Origin of the sequence: Trichococcus collinsii (assembly GCF_900107505.1) — a bacterium.
GTDB lineage: Bacteria > Bacillota > Bacilli > Lactobacillales > Aerococcaceae > Trichococcus > Trichococcus collinsii.
In genome coordinates, this window is sequence record NZ_FNQH01000002.1 from 630,674 (window position 1) to 649,092 (window position 18,419).

The following is an 18,419-nucleotide window of genomic DNA, read 5'->3' on the forward strand; positions in this document are numbered from 1 at the left end:
CTCAATTTTTTGACAAAAAATCGAGACACAAATATACTTGAAGTGATTGAAGCGATCCCAAAGGAGTGTTTGTGATGATAACGATGTCCAACGTGACGAAGACATACAAAAGCGGTGATGTGGAAACGTATGCCCTAAAAGATGTCAACCTCACCATTGAAGAAGGCGAATTTGTCGTCATCCTCGGGCCCAGCGGCAGCGGCAAGAGCACCCTGCTGAACGTCATCAGCGGCTTGGACACCGTCACTTCGGGTGAAATCACCTTTCGGGGCGAAACGCTTACAAACCTGAACGAAGAGGAGATGACCGCCTTCAGAAGGAAACATTTGGGCTTCATCTTCCAGCAATACAACTTGCTACAGAACCTGAACGTCTACGAGAACATCCAGATCGGCTCGGACATCGGCACCGCTCCACTCGACATAACTGACCTGCTCGAAAAAGTCGGCCTGGAAAAAGCCCGCAACAAATATCCCAGTCAACTCTCAGGTGGGGAGCAGCAACGGGTTTCGATCGTCAGAAGCCTGGCCAAGAATCCCGACATCATCTTTTGCGACGAACCCACCGGCTCGCTGGATGAAGAAAATTCAAAAAAGATTCTGCAGCTGCTTCAGAATCTGAACGAGGACTACAACAAAACCATCATCGTGATCACCCATAACTTGGGCATCGCCGAAATGGCGGACAAGGTCATCAAGATGAACTCCGGTCAAATCACGGAAGTTACCCTCAACGAAGTCAAAAAAAATGCCCAGGATATCTCTTGGGGATAGGGGGAGGTGCGGATCATGCTGTTGAAAAATGTCATCAAAACCTTGCGAAAAAAATGGATGCAGCTGGTTGCCATCGGTTTCATCATCATCCTGAGCTCCGCCACTTACACCATGATGTTCTATGGATTGAGCGGCATCGAAGAACCCACGGAAACGTACCTTGCGGATCACAACCAAGAGGACTTTGCCGTCGAGATGCTGAATAGGGTCACGCTGGAAGAGGCGTCCTACCCCATCGCAGCAGCGCTGCTTGCCAGAGGTTTCTACTCTCTAAGCGACATAAAGAAAGTCGAACCTGCCACCTTCTACAAACTCATGGAAAACAGAATCACCGAGTTTGAAGCGAGCTACCGCGATGTCAGCCTCGAACTGAGGGAATACAAAAACACCTCCTACACTTACCAAGGGAAGTCGCATAAAGCGCTCCTCGTGAAGGATGGCAAAACAATCAATCTTTCCTATATGGAGGAAGGGCGCAAACCATCAGCTGACGATGAAGTCGCCGTCACCAAAGTCTATGCCGACAAAAACGGCCTCACCATCGGGGACTCACTCATCGTCAAAAACAAAAGCTACCGCGTGACGGGCTTTGTGCTTTTCCCGGACTACACCCTCCCCATGTTCGATGAAACCTTCAACTTGGATACCGGGCTGCAGACACTGCTGCTCATGTCCGATAAAGAATACGAGAACTTCGACGACAAAGAGAGTTTCCGTTTAGCCGGCATGAACCTGACCGGTGAGAGCATAGATACCGCCTACGATAAAGACGAGCTGCCCTTCGTCAGCCAGATTGCGGACACGCAGACCTCAATGAGGAGCGGAGCCATCTATGACGAACTGACCCAAGGGAAAGTCATGGCGTTGGGACTCAGCATTTTTATCGCGGCTATCGCGGTCATCATCGTATCGATCCTGATCTACAACCTGCTCCATGCTGAGAGAGGCCAGATCGGCATCCTCAAGGCGCTCGGCTACCGCCGTTCGGAAATAGCCCGGCCTTATTTCGTCGCGATGATGGTCTTCGCCGCCCTTATGCTGATCCTGGGCTACTTCATCGGATCGCTCTTTTCCGAGCCATTGAAGCGTTTATATCTGGATTTCTATCTCCTGCCCCAAGTCAAAATCGCCCAGAGCTTCACCGTCTTCGCCACGGCAATTCTTGTGCCGCTCCTGTTCTTCTCCTTGGTTTCCGGGAGCATCATCTACCGGATCCTCGGCGAGAATGCTTTGGAACTGCTGAAGCCGCATCAGGCCAAGTCGATCAACCGGATCGGCAGATACCTCAGCCGGGTCCTTTCAAAGGCGAAAGGCAGCACAAAATTCAAATATCTGCATGCCATCAAGAGCACCGGCAGCTTCTTCATTTTCTTTCTGGGCATCATGTTCTCGACAATCCTGATGAGCTTTTCTTTCATGATGGGCGGCATGGTCGATCGGATGACGGTCGATTATCTGAACAAAGTAGACTACGAATACGAGGCCTATCTCGACGTCACGGAAAGGCTGCCCGAAACGCGGCCAGGGGACGAAAAATTCCTGATCTATCCCTTCGCTTCCCTCGACGGCAATGTTGTTTCGCTGCAAGGGCTGTCTTCACGGAACAAGCTTTACAGCCTGTACGATGTGGAAGGCAATGACATCACCGTAAACATCCAGAACGGCGCCGTGATCACAAAACGGCTCAGCCTCAAGCTCGGTGTTGAAGAAGGCGATACCATCCGACTGGAAGTGAACGACGACACTTTCCCCTTCCTTGTCAAAGGCGTGACCGATGAATATATTTCCGACAAGGTGTACCTGAACATCGAAAAGCTCAGCAATATATTGTCGGAAAACAGCACTTCGCGCCTATACAGCGGCATCTATTCGCTCAAAAAACCGTCTGACGCCTACTACAGCACAATCATCAGCAAGTCTGGGCTAATCGAACAATCGAAGGCGATGTCCAACTACACGCAGTTCATCTCGAACGTCATGATCGGCGGATCTGCAATCATCGCCGCGAGCATCCTCTTCGTGCTCACTTCCTTCACCGTAGAAAAAAATTACTATGTGATTTCGTTGCTCAAAGTGATGGGTTACAAACGCCGGGAAGTCAATTCGATGATTTTGAACAGCTATTTCTTTTACGCCCTGATTTCCTATCTGATCAGTATCCCCATCGCTTTGGGTATACTGAACCTGATGATGCGGTTCTTCACAGAGGAATACGGCGTCATCCTGCCACTACAGTACAAACCGATTTTCCTGTTGCAGACATTGGTGATTCTGGTACTCATCTTCTTCGCCGGCACCTACATAAGCAGGCGAAAAATTGCCAAAATCCCGCTTCAGGAAGTACTCAAATCCTATCAGGAATAAGCGTGACCGCAAGCTTTTCATTAGTCGCTTACCCACTCCTGTAGTAATATATTAGAAAAGCTGAACGGCTCATTTAAATATTCAACTCGGGAAGTGATACTATGGAAAAGAATAAGGGAAAGACAAAGAAAGTCATCAGCCTCGCACTGATCGGCATCACCATGACAGGGGTGGTCACGCTTGGCCTCCTCACAAAGAACGGCAAGATCGAACGGGTGGCTTTTGCCGAAGAAACGAACACGGAAGCCAGTGTCGGCTCACTCGAGGAACTAAAGGAGGGATTGTCCGACTATCCTGAACTGTACCGAGCGGCTTTTGAAGAGGAAGGCGTCGAACTAGGAGAGAACATTTTCATCATCCCGGGAATGGATGCCACTTTGACGCTGCATCATGAACATGAAGAGGACGAAATCTGCACTACGATGACGCCACAAGGTTTGGCCGTCAATACAGATTATCTGTTCATTTCGGCCTATTGCCAAACCAAAGAACACAATTCCGTTATCTATGTATTGGACAAGAAAACCGGTTCCTTCATCAAGGAAATCGTTCTGGACGGCATCCCTCATGCAGGTGGCCTCGCCTTTGACAACAATCACAAGCTGCTCTGGGTAACCTCAGAAAAAGGCGACACCGCGCAGGTCATCACTCTTTCTTTGAAAGACATTGAAGCCTATGACTTCACGGATTCCGCTGAACCGATTACCTATACGGACAGCATCGAACTGCCTGACATCAAACGGGCTTCAACAATCACGGTCCACGGCGATGACCTCTACGTGGCGCATTTCGATGACGAAGAGACGAGTGTCATGCACCGCTACCTGATCTCCACAACAGAAAACGATGACGGAGAGAAAGTCCATGCGCTAGATACCGGAAAAAGTACGGAAGAAGCTTCTCCTGACGATGTCGATAAAATAGGCAAAGAGATCCAAGGGCTGGCTTTTTATCAGGAAAAGCTGATGCTGTCACGCTCTTCTGGCAGAAAGTATGACTCAACCCTACTTTCCTTTGATCGTCTTAAGGAAAATGAGGACTTCACGGACAAAAATGCGAATATCGAACTCACGATGCCTTCTTACATGGAACAGGTCGTTGTGGATGGGGACCAACTCTATATCCTCTTCGAATCTGGGGCGTATCCTTATCGCGACCACGGCAATCCGAGCATAGATCGCGTCATGCGGGTGGAAATCGACACGTTGTTCGCGGAATGAACAGCCTACCCCAATTGAAAAAAGCATAATAGGAGGGGCTATCTCGCAATGAGAAAGCCTCTCCTATTTACTTATGTGCTTACCCTCGTGCGCCCTGAGTTTCAGTCCAAATGATCAGTCAACTCGATGCGTTGGTCTCCCTCCAACAGTTCCCTTACGATTTCCATGTAGCGCTTGGAGATTGCGCTGAGCGGACGCACTTTTGAATAGATGAAGCCGATCGTATTTTTTTGATCGACATCCATCGGCACCACGACGATATGGTCCTGCGTGTTCGATTTCAGGAGACCTGAACCCACCAAGTAGCCATTCGTCACGGACAATAGATTCAACACGGTCGCGCGGTCGCTTGCGCTGATCCGTTGGACATTCTGGTCGACCTGGATTGATTCCTCCATCAGCTGCAGCGTGCTGTTTTTGCTTTGATCGAAGGAAATGACGGGGTACGGATGGAGTTCCTCCTGCGTTATTCTCTCCTTCTTCGCTAAAGGATGGAACTCGCTGAGGAATACATGTGGTTGAAACGCAATCAGTGGATCGAACTTCAGGTCGAACGCTTCGAGATACTGTTTGATGACCTTCCCGTTGAAATCATTCAGATAGATGAACCCGACTTCACTGACGGCATCCCGCACGTCTTCCATCACTTTCGAGGTGCTCGTCTCCAGGAAACGGAAATTCAATGATTCTTCTTTCTTTTCCGAAACCAGTCGGGCAAAGCCTTCCGAAGCAAAATCATAGTGCTGGCTCGACACGGAAAACAGTCTCCTGTTCTCCGTTGCAGATAGATAGCGGTAATCCAATTGATCCGCTTGAGCTACTATCTGATCGGCGAATTCCAAAAGCATAGCCCCTTCTTTGGTTATTTCGATGCCTTTTTTGGAACGCTCGAAGATCTGGATGCCATATTCTTCCTCCAGATCTTTGATGCTTGACGAAAGACTGGACTGCGCCATATATAATTGCCTTGCGGCTTCTCGAAAAGTTCCGTATTTCGCCACTGTTATGACATATCGCAATTGCTGAAGATTCATATTTTTGCCACCTCGCTCTATTTTCCGATGGGTTCCCATCAATTCCACAAAAAAAGTGCATGCGCGTCAACAAACCACACATGCACAAGTATTCATCATCATTTCAGCGCTTCACTTGGATGCGGATGCACAATCTGCCCCATAATCCCCTTTACAGAGCCGGCAAAAAAACTCGGTTGTGGAGATCAAAAGATGATAAGAATATTCCTGCATGTTTCTTACATCCGCCCATACAACACATCATCTTCCGCATGGTTCTGCCTCCCCCTTCTATCCTCATCGCTTTCTAATAAGATAGCGATTTTATTGGCTCCTGTCAATCATTTTCACTTTTGCCGGATCAAATGAATTTTCCCGTCACCGAATTTTTGTCTTTTCGGATGTCGGACGGCGTTCCTTCTGCAATGACCCTACCACCTGCATCCCCGCCTCCAGGACCAAGGTCGATGATCCAATCCGCCGCCCCGATAATCTGTTGATTGTGTTCCACAACAATCACCGTGCTTCCGGAATCGACCATCCGATCCAACAGTTTCAGGAATTTTTCGACATCGAGCGGGTGCAGACCGGTAGTCGGTTCATCGATCAGATACAGATTCTTTTTCCCCCGATTTGCAAGGAGTTCCGCTGCCAACTTAAGCCGTTGCGCTTCGCCGCCAGATAAAGTCGTAGTCGTCTGGCTGAGTTCGAGGTATCCGAGGCCTACATCCTGCAACAGATTAAGAATGACACTGATTTTAGGCGAATCCGAAAACAATTCCGCGCTTTCCTCGACCGACAACCCCAGCACCGCCGTGATCGAATGCCCGCGGTAGGTCACAGACAAAACTTCGTCCTTGAAGCGTTTACCCAAACAGACCGGACAAGGAACTTCCTGATCTTCAAAAAACAACAGGTTGGTCGTGACGACACCCAAGCCTTCGCAATGATCGCAGCGTCCCCCTTTCACATTGAAGGAGAAGTGATTGGCGGTCATTCCCTTTTCAATGGCAGTCTGCTGCTGGCCAAAGATTTTCCGGATTTCCGTAAAGGCATCCGAGTAGGTCGCTACATTCGAGCGTTTCATTCGGGTGAGAGGTGCCTGTTCCACGACGACGATCCGGTCGAACGAGGCGGTCCCGCTCACCTGACTAGTTTTCTGCGAGTATCCAGTATCCCCTTTCGCCAGCACATCGAACACGAGCGTCGATTTCCCGGAACCCGATACACCGGCGACACAAACAAGGCAGCCGATGGGGAAACGGACTGTCAGGTTCTGGAGATTGTGCTTGTCCGCTTGCCTCACTTCGATGAAATCACCGGTTCCTTTGCGGAAAATCCCGCGCGGTTCTGCTTTGCTGTTCAGATAGGCACCAGTGACGGATGTTGCTTGCCCCTTCAGTTGCTGCAACGTTCCCGTTCCGATGATTTCGCCCCCGTATTTCCCGGCTCCCGGGCCGATATCGACCAGGTAGTCCGCAGCCACCATTACGGCTATGTCATGTTCGATGACGAGCACCGTATTCCCTTTATCCCTCAGCGACCGCAGAACAGCCAGGAGTCCTTCTGTATCTTTTGGATGCAGACTGATCGTCGGTTCATCCAGAATGTAGATGACCCCCGTGAGATCCGAATCAAGGACCGCGGCCAAACGCAGCCGCTGCGCTTCCCCTCCAGACAGCGTCATCGTCTGCCTGTCCAACGATAGATAGCCTAGTCCCAGCTTCAGGATTCGCTTCAATTTTGTATTTAGATCCGCCACATAGACGCCCGCCAACAATTTCTCCGTTTGTTGCAGGCTATCTTCGAGCTTACCGACCCAATCAATGAGACCAGTCAAGGATGCCCCGGACAGTTCAGGCAAGCGCGTTCCATTCACCGTCATGCTCCTGCTCAGCTCGTTCAACCGTTCGCCATGGCATTCCGGGCAGACAGCAGATTCAAAGTAAGCTTCCTGGAGTTTGGAAGCCCCTTTTTGATCCGCCATTCTGCGCCAAAGGTTCGGCAACACGCCTTCGTAGCGGCCTTCCGCAACCGTCCGGGGTACCGGCACATCCGGGAACAACCGACGCACCGTTTCACTTTCGGTCCCCTGCAGCAACAGCACGCGCTGTGCCGGCGTAAAGTCCTTCACAGGCGTATTTTTTTCTAGCGGAATTCCGTAATGGGCGTAAGCGGCATAGAGAGACTCCAACTGGTAATCCCGGTAGCGTTTTTCCCAAAAAACGACCGCGCCCTCTTCAGGTGTCAGCTCTTCATTGAACACCTTCTCTTCAGCAACCGTCAGCACTTCCCCCATGCCCTGGCAAGTTGCGCAGGCTCCTTCTCGGGTATTGTAGGAAAAATGGGTGCGGGTCAGCTTCTCCATCCGGTGGTCGCAGTGTGGGCAATACTGGAACACCCTGAAGTCATCGGCAGTCTTTTCGGTTTCCTCACGGCAATCCGCCGAGCTGAATTTCTTCCCGCAATTTGGGCAGTCCCGTGTGCTCAGCTTCTCAAACAGCATCCGGAGATCGGTATAGATGTCGGTGACAGTTCCCACAGTCGACCGCGGATTTTTGTTGTAGGCCTGCTGCTGGATTTTGACAGCGGGGGACACGTTGCGGATTGCATCGATATCCGGTTTGCGGATGCCTTGGTAGCCGATCGCCTCCAGGTATTGGCGCTGGCATTCCTGATAGAGCACATCCATCGCCAGAGTCGTTTTCCCGGAACCGGATACCCCTGTGAGGACGATCCATTTGTTCCTGGGCAAGTCCACTGTGATGTTTTTCAGATTCCCTTCCTTGGCGCCTATGATGCTGATATGGTCCATGCCTGCTCCCTCGCTTCCTTTTGGTTCTTCTGTTTTAATTATATGCCACTTGCTGCGTTTTTGTCCCGATTATGCGGGATGGATGCCCGGTTTTCTGTTATACTTCAGAAGAGACGACCGCTACAATCAGGCGGCGAACAGAGTCAGGAGCGAACGATATGAAAAAAACAAACCAAAAGAAACCCATCACTAATAAACGCAATCGCCAGGACAAGGCGATAGAACCCCAAAAAACCCCCTCCACAAAAGGGGTTACGCAATACCCCGTGACCGAACCAAGCGAATTGTTGCCATTTTTGCTGCAGATCCTCAGCAAGCAAAGTCGCAATTCGGTCAAATCGATCCTTACCCGCGGACAAGTGACGGTCGACGGCAAGTCCATCACCAAACACAACCACCCATTGGAACCCGGACAGACTGTCGGCATTTTGGCAAACAAGGAAGCCATCAAAAAAACGTCCCTTTCAGGCCTCAAAATCCTGTTTGAGGACGAATCGATCATCGTGATCAATAAGGATGCCGGCCTGTTGTCGATGGCAACGGACGATCCAAAGGAACCGACCGCTTATCGCCAATTGAGCCAGTACGTCAAAGAAGACAACAAAGCGAACCGAATTTTCGTCGTGCATCGTCTGGACCGTGATACCTCCGGCGTCATGCTGTTCGCAAAATCCGAAGAGCTGAAAGAGAAGCTACAAGATAATTGGAAAGAAATCGTCAAAGAACGCATCTATACCGCTCTGGTCGAGGGCGAAATCAAGAAGGAGGCAGGCACGATTTCCTCGTGGCTGACCGAGAGCAAAGCGATGAAGGTCCATTCCAGTCCGAAAGACAACGGCGGCCAGCATGCCGTGACCCATTACCGAAAAATCCGCGCAAACAAGGAATATTCGCTCTTGGAGGTGCAATTGGAGACCGGCCGGAAGAATCAGATCCGCGTCCACATGGAATCCTTGGGCCATCCGGTTGCCGGAGACAAGAAGTACGGTGCCCGCACCAATCCGATGAAGCGTTTAGGGCTGCACGCTACCACACTCGCGTTCATCCATCCCGCAACCGGCGAACTCGTCCGCTTCAGCGCGCCGGTTCCGAAAGCCTTCCTGCTTTATTCGAAATAACAAAAAACATGATTCCCCTTTGCGGGGAATCATGTTTTTATTTTTAATGTGGGATTCTGCGGAACAGAAATAGCCCGCCAAAAGCTGTTTGGCGGGCTAAAACACAGCTTATCCGCGGTAGCGCAGCGCCAGCCCTTTCAGGAAATTTCGTGCATAACGGTCGCCGCAAGGCTTGTAGTTGCGGTGCCCTTCTTTGCGCAAGACAGCACTCAGTTCGCTTTTTGATACGGTGACGCCTGCCGATTCCAGAATTTCAAGCATATCTTCGTTCGTCAAAGTCAGCGCAATTTTGACTTTCTTCAGCAGCAGATTGTTGACGTTCCCGTTGTTCAGCACAAATTCCGGCTTTGTTTCTGGTTCGCCGGGCTTCGCTTGCGGTTTGCCGCGTTGGGAAGTGATGAGTCCGTTCAAGAACGATTCAAGTGTCGCGTTGTCGCAAGCCAATTGCTCATCGTCTGAAGCTGCCCCTGCCTCACTGGCATCCGTCGTTTCCTCTTTTTTCGATTTCAGCAACATTTTTTGCACTGCTTCCTTCGTCAATTCGAGTCCGCCCAAGCGGAACACTTCGACCATATCCGTATCCTTAATGTCCAGCGCATAGCGCAAGCGGATCAATATATCATTGTTGTCCATAGTAAACCTCCAAATTTTCCTGTGAAATTATCCTTTTCCAGTATACCTTGTTGTCTGATGGAATGCATGCCTTATTCGTTCCTCATTTTTTTAATTTCCCCTCTTCACTTATCACGCAAATATGTTATAATCAAATATACGAGCAGGTGATTCATCTGTTTAACGGTTCCTTAGCTCAGCGGGAGAGCACTACCTTGACATGGTAGGGGTCGCTGGTTCAATCCCAGTAGGGACCATCAAGATTCAGCACATTATAGTAAGTAAAGAGGCACGATCGAAAAAAATTCGATTGTGCCTCTTTTTATGTTCATTTCCGTAAGAGCCTGTCCATCATTCAGCCGCTTCCGGAGCCTCACTCATTGTTGCATCCAAAAGGTATTCGCCTTTACTGCTGTTTTCCTCGGTGGCGAAACGCGCATCAAGATCATTGAAATGCCACCATTCCGAAGCCAACGGAGTGAGGCCGGCATCCGTGCTATAGCGCTGAAGGAGGATGGCTGCCTCATTCATCGTATCAGCCAAAGTGGCTTGGAGCCAAGCAGTCTGCGAACTTGATTTGACTGGTCCGGTGAATGTTGCCGAAGCCATGCTCAATTCATGGATGGTTGTCGGCATCGTGTATTCCGTGTAGCCCGTAATGGCAGTCGCGGCGTAATCACCGATGACGATTTCCTGCTGTTCCGTTATTTTCGCCAGAGTGACATCGATGGCATAGCCCATCTGATGATTCGAAACGCTTGTCGCGATGAACCAGTTGGTGTCCCAAGGATGGGTATTGATCCCGGCCATCACTTCAGGATCGGCTGCAGCCAGATTCGTCAAAGCAGCCACCGTCATCTGTTGGACGGAATAAGGACGATACCCCTCATAGATGACCAAGGTGTTCCCCTCCGCCAAGGCGGCTTGTTGCGCTAAATTGATTTTCTTTGACATGCTGTAAAGCACCGGCACGATATCGGACACCTTACCCAGACGCATGTTGTATGCTTTCCCGTCATAAAGCGCTTGACCCGTTATGCCAGGGATCGCTTTTCCGGAAGAAACGAACTTGGATGCGTACGTGTTGGTATTATCATAAATGATGGAAGGGATCACATCCGGAAGATTGATGAAACAATAAAGATGTTGCACCCATCCTGATTCAGTCGCGGTCTGGATATACCACCAATCGCCCACTTCCTCCACCACCTCAAAAGCGGTTCCCGCTTCCAATACCAAAGTCGTCTCGGATCCGGCATCGGCAGTCGCCTTCAGATCCATCAGCACAGATGCATAACCGGTCGCCCCGTTGATGGGAAGTTCCAGGTCCCCTTCATACACCAACGGCTCCGGCTCTGTCAGCTGGGCAACCGCGGTGTCCTCTTCTTGAATCGAAGCTTCATTCGAAGTCGCCGCTTCGGCAGCCGAATTCGCCGAAGCGCTCTCTGACTCCTCCGTTTCCGTCTGTTCATCCGAGCCGGAGCAAGCGGACAGCACCACAGCCGTCAGGATGCCGATGATCGTGCGGCGCCAATTTCTTTTGATTCTCATTTATCTTCATTCCTCCATTACGCGGATACAATCATTTTCACTAGTTCCAATAGCAACAGATGGAACGGATAGAAAGCATAGAAGCCCCACTTCATCACATTGGATTTCTTCCCTTGACGGCCTTTGTAGAAAAGCAGCAGCGGTACAGCCAGAAAAATGCCGACTTGGTAGGATTGCGTCCAACCGTTTTCGCTGATGGAAGGGATGATGTGGAACAGAATTCCTATGACCGCAAAGCTCAGCAGCTGCTTTTCGGTTTGTCCCCTGAACAGTCCAAAAAACAGGATCCACAAGACCGCAACATAATTCCAATCAGCCGGGACCGCCAGCAGACAGCACACAAAAACGATGAAGGCTTTAAGCGTAAGGGACCAGTTCTCCCGTTTTGCCGCTGCCAATGCGACCAACCCGAGCGCCAATCCCCATATGACGCTCGTGGCTTGCCACCAAGGGAGTCCGAAATACCAGACATACGGAAAATGCGAGACCGCGGCGAACAACAGCAACCGCACTATATATTTTTTCAGATTGGATGTGTAATGATAGCCTTCCGCAATCATATAACACATGATCGGAGCAGCGATCCGCCCCGCTATCCGCAGCACAACACCTTCAAGACTGTCCTGCGGCACAAATACCGCAAAGATATGATCGAAAAACATTGCGAATATGGCAAGGTTCTTCAATGTATAGGATGATAGGTCTTTTTGAATCTCGCTAATGCCTTGCATCGGAGTGCTCCTCACTGTACTTGGTTTCACAGCGATTGCTGTAAGCTGATCGACAGGCCTGTTTGCCTGTCCTTTTCCACAGTATAGGCTTCCGGGAGTCCGCCAATCCCCGAAAAAAAGCAAGATATTTGCGGGAAAACTTACGCAATCCGAAATTGGATGCGTTCACATTTGAAAAACGCATGCGTAAAGCCATTTCTGGCCAAATTGGACCCCTCATTTTATGTCGGATTGGACGGTTTCATAGCCCTTTTCATTTGCTAAAATTATCAGCAATATACTAAACGATAAGGAGGACGTCCTGATGAGATACAAACCGAATTACGCCCCGGGTCCGACAGAGGTACGCGAAAATGTGCGTTTGGCCCGCGCAAAAAGAGCCAACAACAGCGACTTTGACAAAACGTTCATCCGCTATTACCGGGAGGTCAGCCAAAAAATGGGTCACGTCATGGGCACCACGAATGAGGTCCTGTTGCTTGCCGGCGAAGGGATCCTGGCTCTTGAGGCCGCTTGTGCGAGCCTAACGGAGCCAGGCGACCGCGTGCTCGTGCTGGACAACGGCATCTATGGCGAAGGCTTCAAGGATTTCGTCAGCATCTATGGCGGCGTGCCGGTCGTCCTGAGTTTCGATCACCGCAGCGGCATCCCTACCGAAGCGGTCCGCGCCTATCTGGAGCAGGATTCCGACTTCAAATATGCCACCCTAGTCCATTGTGACACGCCGACATCGGTGCTGAACAACGTGGCTGAGTTATGTCCTTTACTGAAGGAATACGACATCTTGACCGTTGTCGATTCCGTCGCAGGAATGGTCGGCGAGCCGATCAATGTGGATGAAAATAAAATCGATATCTGTTGCGGTGGAACCCAAAAAGCCATTTCGGCACCGGTCGGTCTGGCCATCGTTTCGGTCAGTGAAGACGCCCAAAAAGCGATGGACAACCGCAAAACGCCTATCGCTTCCTTTTATGCCAATCTGCAGGTCTTCAAAGGCTACGTGGAAAAGGAATACCTGCCTTATACGACTTCTGCCGGCGATGTCGCGGCGCTCGATACCGCTTTGGACAACATCCTGGAGGAAGGCATCGAGACCGTTTTTGGACGCCATAACAGGATCGCTTCCGCAGTGCGCGAAGCCGCCCAAGCGTATGGATTGGAGTTGTTCCTGAATTCCGACTGTTCCAATACCGTCACGGCCATCCGGATACCGGAAGCTATCGGCGCCTTGCACCTGCAGGAGCACCTCAGCGAACACTACGATCTCTTGGTCGCCACTTCGCTAACGCAATATGCAGATGTGATCCTGCGCATCGGCCATATGGGCGAAAATGCCTTCATCGACAAACTTGTCTATGTTTTGGCCATCATCGACAATGGGCTGCGCGATCTGGGTTTTCCAGGACAAGGCGATTTAGCACAGCTATTCATCGAAAGCTATAAACAAAACAAATAGGAGGCTTCACTATGCAAAAAGCACAAGGTTATTCAAACACACGCACTTATGATTTGGTTTTGACGGCAATTTTAATTGCACTCGTATTCGTTGCGACGGTCTTCCTGAATATCAAATTGCCTATCACGGCAAACGGCGGATTGATCCACCTCGGCACTGCGATGCTCTTCCTCGCATCCATCCTGTTCGGGCCGAAAAAAGGTGCCATCGCCGGAGCGGTCGGCATGGCCATCTTCGACCTGATGGCCGGTTGGGTTTTGTGGGCTCCCTTCACGTTTGTTACGCGTGGGCTTCAAGGCTATCTGGTCGGAAAATTGGCATGGTCGAAGGGCCGCCAAGGGAACAGCTTTGCCGTGAATCTTTTGGCCACACTGCTTTCGATTCCCATCATGCTGATCGGTTATTATCTGTGCGAATGGATTCTTTACGGAAATGCCATCACACCGTTCGCTTCAATTCCCGGTAACCTCGTCCAGAACGCGGTCGGAATCGCCATTTCTTTGCCGCTGTCGGCAATTTTAAAAAAGATGAATATCGCTGGAACATAAATGGAAAAGGAAGGCTCGGTCTCGGGATGAGACAGAGCCTTCCTTTTTTTAATAGTCCTCGGGATGTCCGATTCTTCCGCATTATCGGACATCTTTTGATATGTCTGTGCCTACAACACGAAAAGACTGTCCAAAAGAGACAGCCTTCCGTTTTTGTTATGCTATTTTGCATTCAGGTCCGGTTGATGGATTCCGAACATGTTCCCTTCCGTATCGAAGTAGTAACCCTGCCAAGCCATCCCCGCCAGAGCGTTCTTCGGTATCGCGACTTTGCCGCCCTTCTCCAGAATCAGCGCTTCGGTCGCATCGTAATCTTCGGTCCCCATCGTGCACACAAAAGCGTTCAGAGCTTGATTTGCCTCGGGCGGAGCACTTTGGCGCTGCAACAAAGCGCCGTTGATGCCCGGCTCGCTCGTGTCCCCTGTGATCGCCCCAAAATAAGGCGCACCTACATAAGCGGTCCAATCTTCGAACTCCCATCCGAAAACAGCCCCGTAGAATAGCATAGCCCGTTCCATATCGTCCACATGTATTTCAAAATGAATGACTCTTCCCATAATACATTGACCTCCTATTTTTCGCAAATCAGTTGCTGCGGATAGCTCTTGTAGCGTGTAATTGGCAAAATCGTTCGTTCGAAAGGAAAATTATCTGTGCTGGTCGACGAGGATCGGATTGCCATCGGGATCCTCGATGATGAAGCTGCCCGGCCCTTTAGTGTCCGGATCTGCTTCCGAAACAAAAGTGATGCCTTTCTCCTGCAATTCCTCCTGCAGTTGGCGGACATCCTTGAACGGATTCACTTCTTCCGCATCGCTGTTCCAGCCGGGATTGAACGTCAGCATGTTTTTCTCGAACATGCCTTGGAATAGCCCGATGATGCAGTCCTCATTCTTCATGATCAGCCAATTTTGGTCAATGTCCCCACCGAATGTGCTGAAGCCCAATTTTTCGTAAAATGCCTTTGATGTATGCATGTCCTTGACCGTCAAACTGAGGGAAAATGCTCCGATGCCCATGCTTATTCTCCGTTCTGTTTTGGAATTTTTCCGATTCTGATCTGGGTGCTGCTGAAGAATGTCTCTTTATAAACCATTATAATTTCGTCGTATGCGAAAAGCTAATTTTAGCGGATCGGGGGGGTTCGAGAAACTGAAATTGCGTGTGGGAATCGCGGAACTGCATTGCATTAAAAAATGCAAAAAGACTGTCTCATTTTAGAGACGGCCTGCATCGAAAGTATAGGTAACCCTGATTTTTCCGACTGACTATTGCAAATAATCGCTCTCGGATTTTTCCTGCGCATAGATGGAATGCCCGCTATTGAACACGTAGGCGACCGACACGATTGCAAAAAAATACGGCAGCGTGTCATATCCGAATACCTCAGCACCTATGAAGACGGGAGCGATGAAGGTGTTCGTCGCCGAAGCGAAGACACTTGCGTACCCCAAGGCGGCCACTAACTCCGGCGGTAAGCCGAACAACGGCGCCAACCAATAGCCCAAACTTGCGCCGATCGAGAACAACGGTGTGACTTCCCCGCCCTGGAATCCTGCTGCCAGAGTCACAATAGTCAGTACAAGCTTCAATACCCAGTCGTATCCATAAATTGTGCCCTCCTGGAAGCTGGCGCTGATCAGATTGGTGCCCAAGCCCGAGTAGTGCCCCATATGCAACGCAAATAGCGCGATCGTCAGCAGCACGCCCACCACCAAAATCCTTCTGTAAGGATCAGCTATCTTTTGCGCCAGCCAGCCTTTCGCGTTCTTCAGCAGCTTGGCGAACAACCCGCCGACAGCTCCGAAGACAATTCCCAAGAGGACAATCTTTCCCGCGAAAAGCAAATCAACCGGGACAGCCACATTCAAATCCACCGAAAATTTTTCCAACCCGAGGAAATGCGAGGTATAGGATGCCACAAAGGCGCTTAACGCTGCGGGGAAAAGCGCGCGGTATTCGATCATGCCGACCATCAGCACCTCCAAGGCGAAAAAGGTCGCCGCCATCGGTGTCTGGAACAAGCCCGCGAAACCGGCCGCCATCCCGGCAACCAACAGGATTTTTTTCGAATCTTGGTAAGGGAGCTTTTTCCCGAAGGTATAGCCTACGGTCGCGCCGATCTGCACGGCTACGCCCTCACGGCCGGCGCTGCCGCCGAATAAATGGGTCAGCCACGTGCCGGCGATGACTAGCGGAACCAGCCGTTTCGGAATCTCTTCATCCTGCCTGTTCCCCGCGGAGAAGATTAACCCCATTCCCTTGCTGCTGTTTTTGCCGAATTTTTGGTAGACATAGACGATCGCCAAGCCAGCGACTGCGAGGAACGGAAACAATACTGCGATGTGCTGCTCGCGGAACTGAGTGATCAGAATGAGTACTTCGCCAAACAAAGCGTCCAAGGCCCCCACCAATATGCCCATCAGGATTGCCGCAATCCCGTAAAACAGTATTTCTTGATAAACCGCTGATTTCTTTTTATCCATTGTTATATTCCTTCTTCTAATCTGATATTTTTCACTTCGCCTCTAGTAAGGCATCTTCCAATGATGATACCATGAAACCGCTGGGAATAACTGGAAATTATTGTCCGAACCGCACGCAATATTAGGGTACAGAAACCCGAATCCCTCAGGAAACGGAAACATGAAAAAAAAGCTCGGAAGCCGCTGACTCATCAATTGTGAGTCAGGGTTCCCGAGCTTTTTGATTTGCAGCTATCCGATCATGGAGAGCCGCTTAGACCTTATTTGCCGCTTGTCTGCGCTTGTTTTTTCTTCAAACGCTCTTGTTTGCGCATGTCGATCTCTTTGTAATACGCTTCCCATGATATTTCAATAGTCACGTTCTGCGAATTCGTATAGACGATGTTCTTCATATATTTATTGCTCCTTCTTTAGCGTAACCATATGCGTACGCTACTATCTTTCAACCTCCTCATATATCCTTTTTTTCTATATTTAGAGAAATCAAAAAGGCACTCAATCGAGTACCTTTCCGTCTCTACTTATTATCATAAGAAAGAAAAAGGTATTCCTGTACAGGAATCGCGGCTTTTTCACTATCAAATCTAAATCTTGGAAATTCATGTTGCGGGCACCACAGTGTGGCGCTACATATAAATTTAACTTCGCTTATTTTTGGTTCCGTTTGCCTGCAGCATCCGCTGCAGAATAGAGAAAAGCCATGGTTCCATACATATCAGTTGCATATGTTCTTGGACGTTGAAAAATAACTATAACACGAATATCCGTTCGATGCAAGAGAAAAGATTAATTCATGATAAGCTAAGGTGAAATGTTATTTGAAAAACCAAATTCCGGTTGAGTGTTTCAAAATACGGAATTCACTTCTGCAAAGCTCAAAACAGTCAATGCTTGTTCATCCCTTGCTTTTCGACGAAATCATGCATGTACATGCGTTGTGGATGGGAGAGCATCTCTGCCATCTGTCCGGTCCACGTATCGCAGCGTTCGCCTTCGGTCCGCGACCGATAGTACTCTTGGATTTCTTCGTTGTACTTCTCCAGTTGTTCCTTATAGGCTGCATTATCCTGTTGATACTCGTTCTCATGATAAATATGTTCAAAAGGTAGGCGCGGCTTCTGATCGTTAACGCTGTTCGGGTATCCTACCGCCAGTCCGAAGAGCGGCAGCACTTTATCGGGAATCTTCAGGAGTTCGCTGACTTTTTCTAGGTCATTCCGCAAGCCGCCGACGTAACAGATCCCGAGACCCATCGCTTCAGCGGCCAGAGCGGCATTTTGGGCCGCAAGGGATGCATCAACCACGCTGACCATGAACTTTTCGGTGCTCTCGAGCGAGGCTGCAACATCCTTCCCTTCCATCTTCCCGATCACATCGTGGCGATGCAAGTCGGCGCAAAATACGAAGAAATGGCCATTCTCGGCAACGAACTGTTGGTTGCGCGCGATTTTCGCCAATTCGCGTTTTTTGTCAGGATCCGTGACTCCGATGATGGAGTAGGCCTGCACAAAACTCGAGGTGGAAGCCGCTTGGGCACTGCGGACTATCGTCTCTATCTGTTCTGGGCTCAAAGCCCGGTCTTCAAAATCCCTTACTGTGCGGTGCGCCATAATGCGCTCTATCATTTCATTCATCTATTGTTTTCCTCGCCTTCAGAATAGCTTATATTGAATCCATATGATCATTCTAAAGGAATCCAAAATCCGCGTCCATCCAAACGGATCATTGCCTC

The 18,419-nt window shown here is 49.9% G+C and carries 16 protein-coding genes and 1 tRNA gene; 7 read left to right on the top strand and 10 right to left on the bottom strand.

The genetic code is table 11. From position 1 onward, the window contains the following. Positions 1-74 precede the first annotated feature (74 nt). The 3 genes from BLV66_RS07335 (at position 75) to BLV66_RS07345 (ending at position 4,357) form a co-directional block, all read left to right on the top strand. Positions 75-773, top strand: a complete 699-nt coding sequence (locus BLV66_RS07335; RefSeq protein WP_176974174.1) for an ABC transporter ATP-binding protein — start codon at positions 75-77, stop codon at positions 771-773. A 15-nt stretch (positions 774-788) separates the two neighbouring features. Beyond that, positions 789-3,137 (top strand): ABC transporter permease, encoded by a 2,349-nt coding sequence (locus BLV66_RS07340; protein ID WP_086987130.1) that lies wholly within the window; start codon positions 789-791, stop codon positions 3,135-3,137. 101 nt (positions 3,138-3,238) lie between these two features. Beyond that, positions 3,239-4,357: a YncE family protein gene (locus BLV66_RS07345; protein WP_086987129.1), complete on the top strand. Its 1,119-nt coding sequence runs from the start codon at positions 3,239-3,241 to the stop codon at positions 4,355-4,357. A gap of 101 nt (positions 4,358-4,458) precedes the next feature. Here the strand turns inward: BLV66_RS07345 and BLV66_RS07350 are convergent, their stop codons facing one another. Together BLV66_RS07350 and BLV66_RS07355 are read right to left on the bottom strand one after the other, a co-directional pair. After that, complete coding sequence (locus tag BLV66_RS07350) at positions 4,459-5,391, bottom strand: LysR family transcriptional regulator (protein WP_086987128.1); 933 nt, start codon at positions 5,389-5,391, stop codon at positions 4,459-4,461. A gap of 340 nt (positions 5,392-5,731) precedes the next feature. After that, complete coding sequence (locus BLV66_RS07355) at positions 5,732-8,185, bottom strand: ATP-binding cassette domain-containing protein (protein ID WP_086987127.1); 2,454 nt, start codon at positions 8,183-8,185, stop codon at positions 5,732-5,734. 158 nt (positions 8,186-8,343) lie between these two features. Between BLV66_RS07355 and BLV66_RS07360 the strand changes: the two genes are divergently transcribed. Beyond that, complete coding sequence (locus tag BLV66_RS07360) at positions 8,344-9,303, top strand: RluA family pseudouridine synthase (protein ID WP_086987126.1); 960 nt, start codon at positions 8,344-8,346, stop codon at positions 9,301-9,303. 108 nt (positions 9,304-9,411) lie between these two features. Here the strand turns inward: BLV66_RS07360 and BLV66_RS07365 are convergent, their stop codons facing one another. Then, a complete protein-coding gene (locus tag BLV66_RS07365) occupies positions 9,412-9,936 on the bottom strand; it encodes a YehS family protein (RefSeq protein ID WP_086987125.1) in 525 nt (174 codons plus the stop codon). 164 nt (positions 9,937-10,100) lie between these two features. On the opposite strand from BLV66_RS07365, the gene BLV66_RS07370 reads away from it, so the two are divergent. Beyond that, positions 10,101-10,172 (top strand) — tRNA-Val (locus tag BLV66_RS07370). A 94-nt stretch (positions 10,173-10,266) separates the two neighbouring features. Here BLV66_RS07370 and BLV66_RS07375 read toward each other — a convergent pair. Further along, complete coding sequence (locus tag BLV66_RS07375) at positions 10,267-11,466, bottom strand: M15 family metallopeptidase (RefSeq protein WP_086987124.1); 1,200 nt, start codon at positions 11,464-11,466, stop codon at positions 10,267-10,269. Positions 11,467-11,483: 17 nt separating this feature from the next. After that, positions 11,484-12,197 (bottom strand): TraX family protein, encoded by a 714-nt coding sequence (locus BLV66_RS07380; protein ID WP_086987123.1) that lies wholly within the window; start codon positions 12,195-12,197, stop codon positions 11,484-11,486. A 304-nt stretch (positions 12,198-12,501) separates the two neighbouring features. Between BLV66_RS07380 and BLV66_RS07385 the strand changes: the two genes are divergently transcribed. Further along, positions 12,502-13,653 carry a pyridoxal-phosphate-dependent aminotransferase family protein gene (locus BLV66_RS07385; protein WP_086987122.1) on the top strand — a complete coding sequence of 384 codons (1,152 nt, stop codon included), beginning with the start codon at positions 12,502-12,504 and terminating at the stop codon, positions 13,651-13,653. Positions 13,654-13,664: 11 nt separating this feature from the next. Further along, positions 13,665-14,201, top strand: a complete 537-nt coding sequence (locus tag BLV66_RS07390) for an ECF transporter S component (protein WP_086987121.1) — start codon at positions 13,665-13,667, stop codon at positions 14,199-14,201. A gap of 161 nt (positions 14,202-14,362) precedes the next feature. On the opposite strand, the gene BLV66_RS07395 is transcribed toward BLV66_RS07390, so the two are convergent. From BLV66_RS07395 to nfsA, 5 genes are all read right to left on the bottom strand, one after another. Further along, positions 14,363-14,758, bottom strand: coding sequence for a VOC family protein (locus BLV66_RS07395; RefSeq protein WP_086987120.1), 396 nt, complete (start codon positions 14,756-14,758; stop codon positions 14,363-14,365). 90 nt (positions 14,759-14,848) lie between these two features. Beyond that, positions 14,849-15,220, bottom strand: coding sequence for a VOC family protein (locus BLV66_RS07400; protein WP_086987119.1), 372 nt, complete (start codon positions 15,218-15,220; stop codon positions 14,849-14,851). Positions 15,221-15,469: 249 nt separating this feature from the next. Next, on the bottom strand, positions 15,470-16,687 hold the full coding sequence (locus tag BLV66_RS07405) for a chloride channel protein (RefSeq protein WP_086987118.1): 1,218 nt from the start codon (positions 16,685-16,687) through the stop codon (positions 15,470-15,472). Between the two features lie 260 nt (positions 16,688-16,947). Beyond that, the gene (locus tag BLV66_RS15780) at positions 16,948-17,079 is read right to left on the bottom strand and encodes a hypothetical protein (RefSeq protein WP_255356057.1); all 132 of its coding nucleotides are present in this window, start codon (positions 17,077-17,079) and stop codon (positions 16,948-16,950) included. 492 nt (positions 17,080-17,571) lie between these two features. After that, positions 17,572-18,321, bottom strand: a complete 750-nt coding sequence (gene nfsA, locus BLV66_RS07410; protein WP_086987117.1) for an oxygen-insensitive NADPH nitroreductase — start codon at positions 18,319-18,321, stop codon at positions 17,572-17,574. Positions 18,322-18,419: the final 98 nt, after the last annotated feature.